The following is a 13,557-nucleotide window of genomic DNA, read 5'->3' on the forward strand; positions in this document are numbered from 1 at the left end:
CGCGGCATCCGCAGTGGACAACGGGATTTCGACTCCCCGGCCGACCCCGATGATCAAGGGATGCTGACGCCGGTCAGGTCCTCCGACAGCGTCCACAACCGGGTCGCATCATCGTCCTTGCGTAGCGGTGCCCAGAGTCGCTGCTCACCCGCCGGACCGCCCAGGTTGCCCGGCCACTGCGGGCCGTAGCAGGAACCGTCGCGCGCATCGGGTGCGGTCGCCGCCAGCAACGCGGGCAGCTTCGCGGTGTCCACCGTGCCGACGATCAGACCGCGGGCCGAGAGCCAGCGGATGATCCGGACATCGCGGGTGTCGGTGTTGCGCCCGACCTCCGGGCGCGCCGACAGCAGGCCGGTCGGCGCGACACCGGGATGCGACAGGGTGCTGGTGATCCCCCAGCCCGCAGCACGGCTCCGGCGGCCGAGTTCGAGACCGAACAACCCGCAGGCGATCTTGGATTGCCGATAGGCGCGCATGCCGTCGTACCGCTGTTGCCAGTTGGGGTCGTCGAAGTTGATCATGCCGCTCCGGGCTGCGACGCTGGTCTGCGACGTCACCCGCGCCCGCCCGGCGGTGAGCAGTGGCAACAGTGCACCGGTCAGCGCGAAGTGGCCCAGATGATTGGTGCCGAACTGCAGCTCGAATCCGTCGGACGTGGTCTGCCGATCCGGCGGAGTCATCACGCCGGCGTTGTTGATCAGGATCTGGATCGGCACGCCGTCGCTGCGCAGCCGCTCGCCGAGCGCGGCAACCGATTCCAGCGACGACAGGTCGAGCTTCTCCAACACCAGCCTGGCCGCCGGATGCCGATCACGGATCTTGGTCACGGCGGCCTCCCCCTTGACCGGATTACGCACCGGCATCACCACCTCGGCTCCGGCACCGGCCAACGCGGTCGCGATCCCGAGTCCGACCCCGTCGCTGGCGCCGGTGACGACTGCACGCTTGCCGCTGAGGTCGGGAATGCTGACGTCGTACCGTCTGCCGTCGCTCCTGCTGAGTGGCATGAGTTGCTCCTTGAATGGTCGGGGTGTCGCCGGGTGCTACCAGACTTGCCCACAACGCCGGCGTTATCCACGGCCTGACGATCAGTGGCTAACGAACCCGGTCCACGCAAGGATGCCGTCATGATCGATCGCCCCGCCCTGGCCGACTTCCTGCGGAGCCGGCGCCAGGCGTTGCAGCCCGAGGATGTCGGTCTGCCGCGCGGCAGCCGGCGTCGTACCAGCGGGCTGCGCCGCGAAGAGGTCGCCGCGCTGTGTCACATGTCGGCCGACTACTACGCACGCCTGGAGCGCGCCCGTGGACCGCAGCCGTCCCAACAGATGGTGGCCGCGATGGCGCAAGGTCTTCATCTGTCGCGGGCCGAGCGTGATCATCTGTTCCTGTTGGCCGGTCACGAACCGCCGGCGAGAGGGACGTCCGGTGATCACGTCAGCCCTGGGATGATGCGGATCTTCGACCGGCTCACCGACACCCCTGCCGAGATCGTCACCGAACTGGGCGAGACCCTGCGGCAGACCGCGATCGGTGCAGCGTTGGTCGGGGATCTGTGTCAGTACGAGGGTCCGTCCCGCAGCATCGGCTACCGTTGGTTCACCGATCCGACGGCGCGCGATCGCTACCCGGCCGAGGACCACGACTTCTATTCCCGGATGTATGTCTCGGGACTGCGCAGTGTCCTCACGCTCCGCGGCCCGACGTCGCGGGCCGCGCAACTCGCCGACCTGCTCGACGGGCGGAGCGAGGAGTTCCGAGAGCTGTGGAAGGAACATCAGGTCGGGATCCGTCCGCGGGAGATCAAGCGCTATCAACACCCGTCGGTCGGGTTGATCGAACTGCACTGCCAGATCCTGCTCGACCCGGAGGAATCCCAATCCCTGTTGGTCTACACGGCCACACCGGGCACCGAGAGCCATGACAAATTGCGACTGCTGTCGGTGATCGGCAGCACGATCGGCTGATCCTCCTCATGCCGACCCGGCCGACCGTGTTCGGGCTGATCGTGCCGTCCGGTCTGGTTGCCCGGACTGCGCGCAGCACCGCCGCGATCATGATCGAATGGCGGATCCGGTTGTCGACCCGAACGCCGCCGACCAACACCGGCGAACGTCACCGACCGAGTCGTTCGGCCACGACGACTCGGTGCGCGCCGCCCGGTTCGCCGACCTGGCGGAGCTCGGCCCGACTGGAGATGCCGAGCTTGGTGTAGATGTGCTGCAGATGGTTCTCCACCGTCCGCCGGGACAGACACAGTGCGCCGGCCACCTCGGCCGAGGTCCGGCCGGCGATCACCGCATTCATGATCTCCCGCTCCCGATGGGTCAACGCCGCCCCCGGGAATTCCGGGGCCGGTCGCCACCAACCAGGAACAGCCAGCTGCGCCTCCGCGGAGAGACGACGCACCAGCTGCCGGGCAGCTACCGCATCCGGCGTCGGCAGATCGCTGTCGTCGGCCGCGATCGCGCTGACGGCCGAGTCACCGGCCAACAACAGCATTCCCGAGCGATCCAACGATGCCGCCAGCTTGGCCAATCTGCCCGGATCATGATCGGACAGTGCCGCCGCATGCTCGACGAACGACTCGAGTAACGGTCCCTGCGTGACGGCAGAGAGATTCGCGATCCGGGACCTCGCGGCCTCGGTGTCGTTGATCCTCTGCCGCAGCAGCAGCCCCAGGAGCTCGATCAGAACGTTGCCCTCGGACCGGGCCCGCCGGCAGACGTCGGCTGCGAGCTCGGAGCCGGCCGACCGCTCGCCCCGGAGATCGAGGGTCACCGACCTGATCAGGTCCACCCATTCGTCGAGCCCCCACCACGCCTCGGCGACCGGACCGGTGGGGCTCGTCGGGCCGCACGTCTGCAGCGCACGCGCCGCGTGCTGATGCGTCGTCTCCGCCGCTCCCGGGCGGCCGGCGAGCTGTTCGGCGAGAGAGCGCAGTTCCATGATCAACGGTGCCAGTCCCAACCGCCGCTCGGTCTGCAGCTCCGGCAAGCAGTCTGTGAGCAGCCGTGCCGCCGTCACCGGACGCGCAGCAGCCAACGCGATCAGGCCGGCCAACAGGCAGCCTGCGGCGTGGCTGCTGGCTCGTCGTTCCCGCACCCCGAGCCGACACAATCGGGTCGCGACCTGCTGCGCCTGTCCTGGCTCGTCACAGAACATCAGGCAGATCCCGATCATGAACTCGTTGATCGGATCCGATCGCTGCTCCGGCGCCGCCTGCCGTGCTGCTCGTCGCGCGCCACGCAGCGCTTCGACGGCCCGGCCACGGCAGAGATCGACGACCGCGGACCTCAGGTTGCGGTCGAGCGGCAGGTGATCATGGTGAATGCGGCTCGGCGTCGGCCGGCGGACCGGCACCCGGCCGCCGATCACCCGGGCCAGCCGCTCGGACGATCGGCGCCGACGCAGGGTGGAGACCGTGGCCAGGGCGACCAGGCCGGCCAGCGGCTCACCGGACACCGACTCACCGTCGCTCGACCAACGCAGGTATCCGATCTGTTCGGCAGCTTCCAGCGACTCCGGATCATGCAGCGCAAGCAGGGTCCGGATCGGCATCGGCCCGGCCGATGCCAGCGTGATCAGCACATCGATCAGCTCGCCGCCGGAGTGGCCGAGTTCATCACCGATCCGCGCCTGCGTGATCGGCGGTACGGTGATCGGCCCCGTCCAGAACCACAGATCATTCCGCCGGCGCAGTCTGCCGGACAGCCGACCGTCCTGCAGCAGTTCCATCAGACATTGAGGGTTCCCTCCGCTGAAGTCCAGCAGCCGACGAGCGCTCATCGGTTGCAGCCGGCCGCCGAGGGTGTCGGTGGTGTAGCGCTGCAGATCGATCACCCGCCAGGGCGCGAGTCGGACCAACGTCAGCGGCCGTGACGGTCGCAACGCACCGAGGACCTGGGGCAGCTGCCGGCTGCGTACGGCCCCGAGCAGACGCACACCGTCGCCGTCGATGCCGTGCGCGAGGGCAGCCAGCGCCGGCAGCTCCCACTGTTCAAGATCATCGGCGACCACTACCACGTCCCGACGGCCGGCGCGCCCGATGACGGCCTCCCGACAGCTGACCAACAACGGATCGATCTCCCGACGCGATCCGGTACGGGTCCGGACAACGACCGGCTGGTGGTCGGGCGGCCCGACCCAGTGCAGGTCGCCGGCCAGCACCCGCAGGGTATGGCTCTTGCCTGCTCCGACCCCGCCGGCGACAACGACACCTGCCGCGTGCGGATCCGACAGCGCCCGCCGCACGGCTCTGTTGATCTTGAGCTGTCGATGGTCGCGGACAGCGGACCGATCTCTCGGTTCAGCCACTGGCCTTCCCTCCCTCGCGGGCCCCAGTGCACCCAGTATCGACCTCGTCAACGGGCCAGGTCCTCAGTGCTAGTACGCAGCTACTCAGCACAACGGAAGCTTCGCCGACTACTCGCCGGTCAGATCGACCGAAGTGGAGTAGCCGACTACTCATGCGGGCCCGCCGCAACGGCGCAAACCTGGTCGGAGGTCACCGACAGCCCGCGACACAGGAGTCGACTCATGCCCGGAAATCTCACCACCACGTTCGAAAATCTCACCAGTACCTCCAGCCCGGCCGGCACCGCTGCGCCGGCCGCTGCCGAGGCCCCGACGGCCAAGCCCGCAACGGCTGGACATCCCTCCGACGGTCCGTTGATGGTCGTCCCGGCAGGCATCTTCGGCGACATCATCGGCGGGCTGGCCGGCACCATCGGTGAGGTCACCGGTGGATGGTTCGGCAATGCCCAGCTGGGCAAGACGCTCGGCAACGCGGCATCGCCGATCATCGAGCACTACGTCCCGTTCCAGGTCATTCCGCCGGCGGTCGCCCCGGCATCCGCCGGACCCGATGCTCAGCGGTCCGGTTCGTCGGAGCCACTGGTCGTCGTACCGGCAGGATTCCTCACCGGCGTACTCGGCGGCCTGGCCGGCAACCTTGCCGGCGGCGCACTCGGCGATCTCTTCGGGGACAAGGATCTGGGCTCGCAGATCGGATCCGGCGTGCTCGGGGCCGTCGGCTCGGTGTTCGGCCCGTTCTCCGTCATCCCACCGCAGGTCGCCCCTGCTTCGGCCGGCCCGGGCAGCGATGGTGACACGGCACCGTCGGAAGCGATGGTGGTCGTTCCGGCCGGCTTCTTCGGCGACCTGATCGGCGGCGTCGCCGGCACGGTCGGCCAGATCGTCGGCGGCGGCACCAGCGAGCAGGTCGGCGGCATGGTCGGTCAACTCGCCAAGCTGTTGCCCTTCTCGGCTGTCCCGCCGAACCTCTCCCCTGCCTCGGCCGGACCGGAGGGAACGGGGAAGACACAGGACCTGGTCGTCGTACCGGCCGGTTTCTTCGGCAGCCTGGTCTCCGGTTTCGGTGGCACCATCGGCAGCGCCGTCGGAGGGCTGTTCGGCGATTCCAAGACCGGCGGCGACATCGGCGGCCTGATCGGCTCGGTCGGCAGTCTGTTGCCCTTCCACGAGGTGCCCCCGGCGCTGCTCCCGGCGTCCACCCGGCCGAACACCGAGACCGCCGCGGAGGATCGGATGATCGTCGTTCCCGCCGGATTGTTCGGTGGCCTGCTGAACACGCTCGGCGGCACCATCGGCAGCACGGTCGGCGGGATGTTCGGCGACGCGAAGACCGGCGGCGAGATCGGCGGTCTGGTCGGTTCGTTGGGCAAGTTGCTCCCGTTCCAGGTGCTGCCCAGCACAGCAACGGCCGGCTAGGCAGTCCGATGACCTTCACCTGGAACAGGTCCAAGCTGCCTCAGGACCAGGACCGGGCGGCCCTGCTGCCGGCATCGACGCCGGCGCCGGCAGCAGCCGCCGCCCCGGTCGACGATCCGCGGTGGCAGCAGGTCGGGAACTTGATCATCGGCCTGTACGACTATCTCCGGACCAACGTCGACGCCCATCCGGCACTGGCCGCGGTGATCCCGACGCTGAGCTCGGCGGTCGCGGACTACCGATCACGGCAGTCGGCCGATCCGTTCGATCCGGTCCGCACGGTGTTGGCCGCCGTCCAGCAGCAGCGCGCTCGGGACAGCTCGATCCCCGAGCCGTGACATCAGCACCCCCGTCAAGGCACAGCCGTGTCCGCACCAGAGCAGTTCGTTCTCGCCGGGCCGACCGCCGATCTGCGATCGGCCCTCGCGGATCTGACCGCCGACCCGGAGGCATCGGTGCTGTCGGTGCACGCCGACAGCACCGGTGAACCGGACCGGCTGGTCGCGACGATGCTTCCCGAACGGGCCGCAGCGCTCGGCTCGGCCCTACCGGGAATCGTCATCGAACCCGATGCACCGCTGACGCTCGACTGAGGTCAGCGGGGCTGCCGATCACGCACTCCGACGCCGACACACCGATCCGCCCGTCCGATCCCCGCCACCCTTCAGAAAGGTCCGATCGTGAGTCCCGAGAACACCACCGGTCTGCCGACCCGTCCCCGTCGTTACCTCGTTGCGCAGGACAGCACGATGCTGGCCACGGCCGGCTTCGGTGGACCGTTGGACTTCGGCTCGGTCGTCGAGCAGTTGCAGCATGATCCCCGGGTCGAGGTCCGCCAATCGCTGCGACCACGCAGTGTCAGCGCCCAGACTCTCGGCACGACGATCACCGACCACGTCGTCGTCGCCGACATGCCCGACGACGTCGCCGCCGAGCTGCGGGGGCATCCGCAGGTGGTGATCGAGGAAGATCATCTTCTGCAGCCGCAGGAGTTGATCGGCGGCACGATCGATCCCGGCGTGCTGATCCCGTTCGGCGTGAGCACGAGCTGGTCGCTCAAGATCGTCGACGAGGCGGACCGGCCGGTCGTCGGCGCAACCGTCTATCTCTACGGCAGCGGCGTTCCGGCGCAGGGCCGGACCGACGACACAGGCATGATCAGCATCAGCCTGCTGAACGAGTCCGACGCCGGCCTGCGAGCGCTCTACGTCAATCCGCAGAGCGGCTACTGGTCGATGTGGGTGGACCGGCCGCAGCTGACCAGCGGAAGCCTCAACACCGTACGCCTGCAGTCGCTCGGCGCCGAGCTTCCCGGCTTTCCCGACCAGCAGCTGATCGGCTGGGGTCAGCGGGCAATGCGACTGGAATCCGTGCCGGCTGGGATGACCGGCCGCGGGATCAAGGTTGCCGTCGTCGACTCGGGTGCTGCCGTCCGCACCCATGCCGACCTCGGAGCGATCCACAGCGGGATGGACCTGACCACGACACCGGCCAATGATCAACAGTGGATCGACGACACGATCGCGCACGGCTCGCACTGCAGCGGCATCATCGCCGGTGCCGACAACGGACGCGGCATCCGCGGGTTCGCGCCCGACGCCGAGCTGGTCGAGTTGCGGATCTTCCCCGGCGGTCGGGTGAGCAGTCTGATCGATGCCGTCGACTACTGCATCGACCAGCAGATCGACGTGGTCAACATGAGTCTCGGCACCGGCGGCAGCTCCCAGATCCTGCTGCAGAAGATCGCTCAGGCCAAGGAACTCGGTGTCGCCTGCATCGTCGCCGCCGGAAACACCGGCGGCGAGGTGCAGTTCCCCGGGGTGTCTCCCGATGTGCTCACCGTGTCTGCGATCGGAAGCCAGGGAACCTTTCCCGACAACAGTTACCACGCACAGCAACGGTGGTCCGGCGGCACCCTCGACCATGATCTTTTTGCCGCGCAGTTCTCCTGCCACGGTCCCGAGGTCGACGTCGCCGGCCCCGGTGTCGCGATCGTTTCCTCGGTTCCGCCGGACGGGTTCGCCGCCTGGGACGGGACGTCGATGGCGACGCCACACATCACCGGCCTGGCCGCGTTGACGTTGGCCCATCACCCGGACTTCGCGGGCGGTGCGCTGTCCAATCGCAACGCCGCCCGCGTCGACCACCTCTTCGATCTACTGCGCGCTGCGGCGACCCCGTTGTCGTTCGGCGATCCGCAGCGGTCCGGCGCCGGGCTGCCGGACTGCCTGCGCGCGCTGGGTCTGCAACCCGGCGCACAGGGGTCGTTCCCCGATGCGGCCGCGGCGGACGCCGATGCGATCCGGATCGCGTTGGCCCAGTTGAGGCTCCAACTGCTCGCCGCGGGACTGCTGACCGAGCCGGCCGGGGCTGCCCTGGTCGACGACGGCCTGTCGGAGCGGACCAGGATCCGCCGCGGGATGGCCGAACTGCGCGCTCAGATGCTGGCCGCCTCACTGTCCGTCTGATGACCACCGGTTCCGTGCCGGGATCTCTGCCCCGGCACGGGCCCGCGTGAGGAGTAGGTTCGCTGGATGTCAACGGAGACGGTTTTCCGGTTCAGCAGCGATGCCGCGATGAACCTGCACCACGTGCTCTACTCCGAAGCGTGCGCTGCGGAGTCGGCGGCGACCGGGGCTCGACCACGTGCCCAGCACCTCGAAGGCGGGCTGACGATCCGGGGTAGTGCGGCATACGAGGCGGCGGTCGACTACTACCGGCACGAGTTGATCACACGAGATCTCCTCTTCGACTCGACGATGCGCCGGCTGTCCGCCGAGGTCGCCGGCCTCGGTGGAACCGCACCCCACGGTTGGTCGGACGTGTTCCAGCCTGCTCTGGGCGACTATCTCGGTGCGGACTGGTCCGGTCATGATGCGACGAATGTTGCGTGGACGGTGCAGCTCACCGATCGGCTCGCACCGTTGCTGCCTGATGTCGTCGGCCGACTGGAGCAGGTCTACCGCACCCCGTTGCCCGACGTACCGGTGCCGGTCAGCACCGTTGTCGTGGGTCGCACCGAGCCGGCCTACACCGCGGAGGGACCGGACCACATCACCTGCACGACGACCCATCGCAAGAGTCAGGGTCTTCAGTCGGTGGAGATCGTTCTCCATGAACTGAGCCACCTGTTGGCCGGACCGCTGTACGAGGCATTGGCGGCACGCGCCACCTCGGACGAGCGTCCTGATCTTTGGCACGTCGTGCTGTTCTATCTGACCGGCCAGGTGGTAGCTCGGGCCTGGGCCGACCATGGCGTCGACTATCTGCCGTACCTGGATGCCACCGGTCTGTTCGATCGAGCCTGGCCGGATCTTCGGCAACCCGTCGGTGATGCCTGGAACGGCTATCTGGACGGGACCCGGGACTGGGACAGCGCCTGCGATCAGGTTGTCGATGCGGTGAATGATCCGGCTACCCGCTCGTGATCAAGCCCCTCGACGGGCTCAGGAGCCGACCGAGTCCAACGCCTTCTCCATGTTGACGATCTCGGAGCCGTCGTGCGGCTCATGGGAGATGACGCGGTAGCCATGCCGGGAGTAGAAGGAGGAGTTCGGTCCCTCCGAGCCGGTGACCAGGCGGATGGTCCGGCATTCGGCGGGTGCGGCTTCCTCGATCGCGCGCAGCAGTCGGCCGCCGATCCCCTCGCCCTGACGGTCGGGGGCGACGACGAGCCGGCCGATGTACCAGGCGTCGTCGTCGGTCAGCCGGCCGAGCACCGAGCCGATCACCCGGCCCCGGTGCACCGCGCTCGAACCCTGTCGGGCGACCAGTACGACGGCGTCGGCGAGGCTGGTCCGGACCTCATCGACGGTCTGGGTGAAGGCCGGCAACGCCAGCGTCTTGTTGGCCAGCGCCTCGGACACGAACGCGGCCCGCTGCACCGTGACGATCTCCCCTGCGTCCTCCGCCGATGCTCGTTCGATGTGCAATGCGCCGGGACCGGACGGCGGATCGCTGATCTCCGGCAGCAGGTCAGGGCGACGCCGTCGGGTCAGCGCCTCGGCCTGTTCCCGGCGCCAACCGGCGATCTTGGCGTGATGGCCGGAGAACAGGATGTCCGGCACGTCCAGACCGCGCCAGCTCTGCGGCTTGGTGTAGAGCGGATACTCCAGCAGCCCGTCCTGGCCGGCCGCATGCGACTCCTCGGCCAACGACTCCGGGTTGCCGATCACACCGGGCAGCAGCCGGACGACGGCCTCGATGATCACCAGAGCGGCGGCCTCGCCGCCGTTCAGCACGTAGTCGCCGATGCTGATCTCGTCGACCTGCATCCGGGTGGCGGCGTCCTCGGCCACCCGTGCGTCGATGCCCTCGTAGCGGCCGCAGGCGACGATCAGATGATCGGCGTCGGCCAGTTCGTCGGCGATCCGCTGAGTGAACGGCCGCCCCGCCGGTGTCATGATCAAAAGCCGCGGTCGGCTCCCGCTCGCTGCGGTCGAGTCGTCGGGGTCGGCGCCGACCGGGGCAAGATCATCAAGCGCCTCCCCCCACGGTTCCGGCTTCATCACCATCCCGGCTCCGCCGCCGTAGGGGGTGTCGTCGACGGTGCGATGTCGATCATGGGTCCATTGCCGAAGATCATGGACGCCGAGGTCGACGATGCCGTTCTCGATCGCCTTGCCGACCAGCGAGAGGTTCAACGGCTGCAGGTATTCGGGGAAGATCGACACGACATCGATCTTCATCGCTGCTGCTCCGATCGATCGGTGGCGAGCTCCGCCTCGTCGTCCAGCAATCCGGCGACCGGGTTGATCACCAACCGCGAGTTTTCAAGATCGACTTCGGGCACCAGCTCGGAAACGAACGGGACCAGCCGGACGCCGTCCGCGGTCGCGATCTCCAGCAGATCCTGGGCCGGCAGATGCAACACCGCGCGGACCGATCCGTACGATTCCCCGTCGACGATCGCGGTCAGTCCGACCAACTGCCGGTCGTAGTATTCCTCGTCATCGCCGGGCCGCTCGTCCGGCGGCACATCGGCCACCAGCTGTACACCGCGGGCTGCTTCGGCGGCGGTGCGGTCGCCGAGTTCGGTGAAGGTGACCAGCCATCGCCCCTGATGCTCCCGGGTCCGGACGACGGTGAACGTTCCCCCGTTGTCACCGCGAAGCACCTGGCCCGGCGCGAGCCGGCGTTCCGGTTCGTCGGTCCGCAGAATGACAGCGACCTCACCGCGAACACCGTGGGCGCGACCGATCGCGCCCACGGTGATCTCGATGAGGTCCATTCAGATTGTCCGGCTGTCGACGTCGATCAACGACGCGAACGCGACCGGCCACCGCGGCCACCGCCGCGGTGTTCCAGATCGACGAAGTCGACCCGGACCGAGTCCCGGCCGGCGAGCGCACCGACGACGGTCCGCAGGGCCGATGCGGTGCGACCGTTGCGGCCGATCACCTTGCCGATGTCGGACGGGTTGACCCGTACCTCGAGCAGCCGACCGCGACGCAGGTCCTTGTCCCGGACGCTGACGTCATCGGGATTGGGCACGATGCCGCGGACGAGATGCTCCAACGCGTCGGCCAGCACGATCAGGCCTCGGACTTCTCGTCGTCAGCCTTCTCCTCGGCCTTGTCACCCTCGGCGTTGACGAAGCCGGCGGCCTCGGCTGCCTCGGCGCCGTTGAACCACACCTCGGCGACGGTCCGGGCGTACCACGGGGAGGTCGGGGCGTGGAACTTCATCGAGTCCTCGTTGCCCTTGATCTCGAAGCCGGCCGGCGGGTTGTCGCCCTTGTACGAGCCCTCGCCGTACGGCTGCTCGCCCTTGTCGTCGCTCTTGGCCCCGTCGCTCTTGGAGTCGGCCTTCTTGTCAGCCTTCTTGTCGGTCTTGGCGTCGCCGTCGGTGGTGATGGCGTCGCTGACCGGCTCGGCACCCTTCTCGGCCAGGGCGGCGTTGAAGGCTGCGAGCTTGTCCTTCTTCTCCGGCTGCGGGGTGATGCCCGACGGGCTGGTGTCGCCGGAGAACTTCTGCCAGTCACCGGTCCGCTTCAGCAGCGCGACCACGGCCTCGGTCGGCTGAGCGCCGACCGACAGCCAGTACTGCGCGCGCTCGGAATCGACCTCGATGACCGACGGGTCGTTCTTCGGGTGGTACTGACCGATCTCCTCGATCGCGCGACCATCCCGCTTGGTACGGGAGTCGGCGACGACGATGCGGTAGTGCGGCGTCCGGATCTTGCCGAGACGCTTCAGACGAATCTTGACAGCCACGGTGAGTGGAATCTCCTGTTGGGATACTGGCCGAGTACGGCCCCGGCCAGGGAACGGGTGAATCTCCAGCTCCGGCGTGGGGCACCGGGCCGCGATTCGTTGGACGGCGCACCGCGGTGATGAGAGGGCACCTCGGCGCGCAGACGCCCCGTCATTCTGCCAGATCAGGCCCGGTTGACGCGAACCGCACGCCGGCCGCCGCGGCTCAGTTGGCGGCGTCGGTCACCAGCCGCAACCGGTAGGCGGTGAGCACCTCGTTGATCGGCTGTACGAAGCTGACACTCGGTTTGCCGACCTTGGCACCGCAGACCGGTGGGGTCAACGGGTTGCCGTCATCGTCATAGCCGGCGCCGCCACTGGTCAGGCCCTGGGCCTGGTCGCCGCTCAGGTTGGCCGCGCCACTGTCGCCGCCCTCGGCACACGCCGAGGTCTGGATCAATCCGGTGACGGTGGAGGTGCTGCCGTCGCCGTTGTCGTAGTTGACGGTGTTGTCGACGGTCTCGATCGTCCCGCAGGTCCAGTTCGTCGTCCGACCGCTCTTGCAGATCGCCGACCCGACCGCGGCCGGCGTCGATCCGGACACGACCTGCTCGCCGGCGGTGGCCCGGACCGCGGCACGCGACTGCCAATAGCCGTTGGTGATGGTGGCCTCGGCGAAGTCACCGACGCCGGGGAAGGTGAAGTTCGTGGTGGTGCCGATCTCGACCCCGTCGGCGGAGAAGGTGGCGTACCCCTCGCCGCAGTGGCCCGCGGTCAGCAACACCGCATTCCCGCTGCTGTCGCGCGCGTTGAATCCCAGCGAACACGGGTCGCTGCCGGCCTCGATCTGCTGGCCGCCGTAGAGGTTGTCCATGGTCTGCATCCGAGCCTCGGTGGTGCTCACCGTGATCGCGTCGTCGGTGCTGACCGCAGCCAGGAAGTCGCGGGTCTTGTCGTCGGTCGCGCCGGCGGTGGTGATCATCGAGATCCGGTTGTGCTTGATGTCCAGCCCCCAGGACTGGACCCGGCCGGCGCCGTCCTCCTGGGCCAACCGGTCCAGATCTGCCTTGGTGCTCTCCAGTTGCGCCAGCGATCGCGGCACCACCCGGGCCACCCCGCCGCCGGCGCGAACGGTGGCAGCGGCGGGTTCGGTGGTGACATTGACGACGGCACGGCCGGCGGCATCGACGTAGTGGCCGGCGCTGGCGGCGCCGACCTCGCGCTGCAACCGGGCACCGAGCTCACCGGCGGCGTTCTGTTTGGCGATCTTGGAGGCGGCCTGCTTCGTACCGATGTCCAGATGGTGGGCCAGCGCACGGACGCCGGCGGCACGGTCGTCGGTGTGGCTCGGCTCGGCTTCGGCGATCGTCGAGGAGCCGAATGCCAGCGCCGTGCCCGTCAGCAGTCCGACGAGTGTGGCAGCGAGTCGCATGCGCGGTCGAAGCATTCCCATCCTTGGATAGCGCTTACCTATGCAGGCGTCCGGTAACGCTGCAGCTGTCCCCGATGACGACCCGACTATGGCCAATGTCCCGGTCCTCCGAGCCCGCACACGCCTGGGCTGTGTGCGATCGGTCAGGACCCGACCTGCTCCATCGTCTTGAAACGTAACGGAAAGCGCCCACAGCGGTCA

General features: G+C 68.4%; 12 protein-coding genes and 2 pseudogenes. 6 read left to right on the forward strand and 8 right to left on the reverse strand.

Features of this window, described 5'->3' with window-relative positions; all coding sequences use genetic code 11:
- Window positions 1-53: 53 nt before the first annotated feature.
- Window positions 54-1,007, reverse strand: coding sequence for an SDR family oxidoreductase (locus BLU38_RS02580; RefSeq protein WP_091519397.1), 954 nt, complete (start codon window positions 1,005-1,007; stop codon window positions 54-56).
- A gap of 120 nt (window positions 1,008-1,127) precedes the next feature.
- On the opposite strand from BLU38_RS02580, the gene BLU38_RS02585 reads away from it, so the two are divergent.
- The gene (locus BLU38_RS02585; protein ID WP_091519400.1) at window positions 1,128-1,964 is read left to right on the forward strand and encodes a helix-turn-helix transcriptional regulator; all 837 of its coding nucleotides are present in this window, start codon (window positions 1,128-1,130) and stop codon (window positions 1,962-1,964) included.
- A gap of 148 nt (window positions 1,965-2,112) precedes the next feature.
- On the opposite strand, the gene BLU38_RS02595 is transcribed toward BLU38_RS02585, so the two are convergent.
- Window positions 2,113-4,314, reverse strand: a complete 2,202-nt coding sequence (locus BLU38_RS02595) for a helix-turn-helix transcriptional regulator (protein WP_157683176.1) — start codon at window positions 4,312-4,314, stop codon at window positions 2,113-2,115.
- A 222-nt stretch (window positions 4,315-4,536) separates the two neighbouring features.
- Here BLU38_RS02595 and BLU38_RS02600 point away from each other — a divergent pair, with 222 nt between their 5' ends.
- The 5 genes from BLU38_RS02600 (at window position 4,537) to BLU38_RS02620 (ending at window position 9,158) form a co-directional block, all read left to right on the forward strand.
- Window positions 4,537-5,730 carry a hypothetical protein gene (locus tag BLU38_RS02600; protein WP_091519411.1) on the forward strand — a complete coding sequence of 398 codons (1,194 nt, stop codon included), beginning with the start codon at window positions 4,537-4,539 and terminating at the stop codon, window positions 5,728-5,730.
- 8 nt (window positions 5,731-5,738) lie between these two features.
- Window positions 5,739-6,068, forward strand: coding sequence for a hypothetical protein (locus tag BLU38_RS02605; RefSeq protein ID WP_091519414.1), 330 nt, complete (start codon window positions 5,739-5,741; stop codon window positions 6,066-6,068).
- Window positions 6,069-6,095: 27 nt separating this feature from the next.
- Entirely contained in the window at window positions 6,096-6,323 is a 228-nt protein-coding gene (locus tag BLU38_RS02610; RefSeq protein WP_091519417.1) for a hypothetical protein, read from the forward strand.
- Window positions 6,324-6,410: 87 nt separating this feature from the next.
- Window positions 6,411-8,198 carry a S8 family peptidase gene (locus BLU38_RS02615; protein ID WP_091519421.1) on the forward strand — a complete coding sequence of 596 codons (1,788 nt, stop codon included), beginning with the start codon at window positions 6,411-6,413 and terminating at the stop codon, window positions 8,196-8,198.
- Window positions 8,199-8,264: 66 nt separating this feature from the next.
- A complete protein-coding gene (locus BLU38_RS02620) occupies window positions 8,265-9,158 on the forward strand; it encodes a hypothetical protein (RefSeq protein ID WP_091519424.1) in 894 nt (297 codons plus the stop codon).
- A gap of 18 nt (window positions 9,159-9,176) precedes the next feature.
- Here BLU38_RS02620 and trmD read toward each other — a convergent pair whose 3' ends face one another.
- The 6 genes and pseudogenes from trmD to BLU38_RS02645 form a co-directional block, all read right to left on the reverse strand.
- A complete protein-coding gene (trmD, locus tag BLU38_RS02625) occupies window positions 9,177-10,418 on the reverse strand; it encodes a tRNA (guanosine(37)-N1)-methyltransferase TrmD (RefSeq protein WP_091519427.1) in 1,242 nt (413 codons plus the stop codon).
- Complete coding sequence (gene rimM / locus BLU38_RS02630) at window positions 10,415-10,960, reverse strand: ribosome maturation factor RimM (protein WP_197679959.1); 546 nt, start codon at window positions 10,958-10,960, stop codon at window positions 10,415-10,417. Before rimM ends, trmD begins: the two co-directional genes overlap by 4 nt.
- Window positions 10,961-10,986: 26 nt before the next feature.
- Complete coding sequence (locus BLU38_RS02635) at window positions 10,987-11,262, reverse strand: RNA-binding protein (protein ID WP_091519430.1); 276 nt, start codon at window positions 11,260-11,262, stop codon at window positions 10,987-10,989.
- 2 nt (window positions 11,263-11,264) lie between these two features.
- Window positions 11,265-11,495 (reverse strand): annotated as a pseudogene (locus tag BLU38_RS32260) (sunset domain-containing protein); the annotation flags it as partial.
- Window positions 11,490-11,945: pseudogene (gene rpsP / locus BLU38_RS02640) on the reverse strand (30S ribosomal protein S16); the annotation flags it as partial. The pseudogenes BLU38_RS32260 and rpsP, both read right to left, overlap by 6 nt.
- A gap of 205 nt (window positions 11,946-12,150) precedes the next feature.
- Window positions 12,151-13,371: a S1 family peptidase gene (locus BLU38_RS02645; protein ID WP_172836053.1), complete on the reverse strand. Its 1,221-nt coding sequence runs from the start codon at window positions 13,369-13,371 to the stop codon at window positions 12,151-12,153.
- Window positions 13,372-13,557 lie beyond the last annotated feature (186 nt).

Origin of the sequence: Microlunatus soli (assembly GCF_900105385.1) — a bacterium.
GTDB lineage: Bacteria > Actinomycetota > Actinomycetes > Propionibacteriales > Propionibacteriaceae > Microlunatus > Microlunatus soli.

Coding starts and splice junctions, on each gene's coding strand:
- BLU38_RS02645 (WP_172836053.1), bottom strand. CDS start 13,371: ATGCTTCGACCGCGCATGCGACTCGCTGCCACACTCGTCGGACTGCTG.
- BLU38_RS02620 (WP_091519424.1), top strand. CDS start 8,265: ATGTCAACGGAGACGGTTTTCCGGTTCAGCAGCGATGCCGCGATGAAC.
- BLU38_RS02600 (WP_091519411.1), top strand. CDS start 4,537: ATGCCCGGAAATCTCACCACCACGTTCGAAAATCTCACCAGTACCTCC.
- BLU38_RS02585 (WP_091519400.1), top strand. CDS start 1,128: ATGATCGATCGCCCCGCCCTGGCCGACTTCCTGCGGAGCCGGCGCCAG.
- rimM (WP_197679959.1), bottom strand. CDS start 10,960: ATGGACCTCATCGAGATCACCGTGGGCGCGATCGGTCGCGCCCACGGT.
- trmD (WP_091519427.1), bottom strand. CDS start 10,418: ATGAAGATCGATGTCGTGTCGATCTTCCCCGAATACCTGCAGCCGTTG.
- BLU38_RS02605 (WP_091519414.1), top strand. CDS start 5,739: ATGACCTTCACCTGGAACAGGTCCAAGCTGCCTCAGGACCAGGACCGG.
- BLU38_RS02580 (WP_091519397.1), bottom strand. CDS start 1,007: ATGCCACTCAGCAGGAGCGACGGCAGACGGTACGACGTCAGCATTCCC.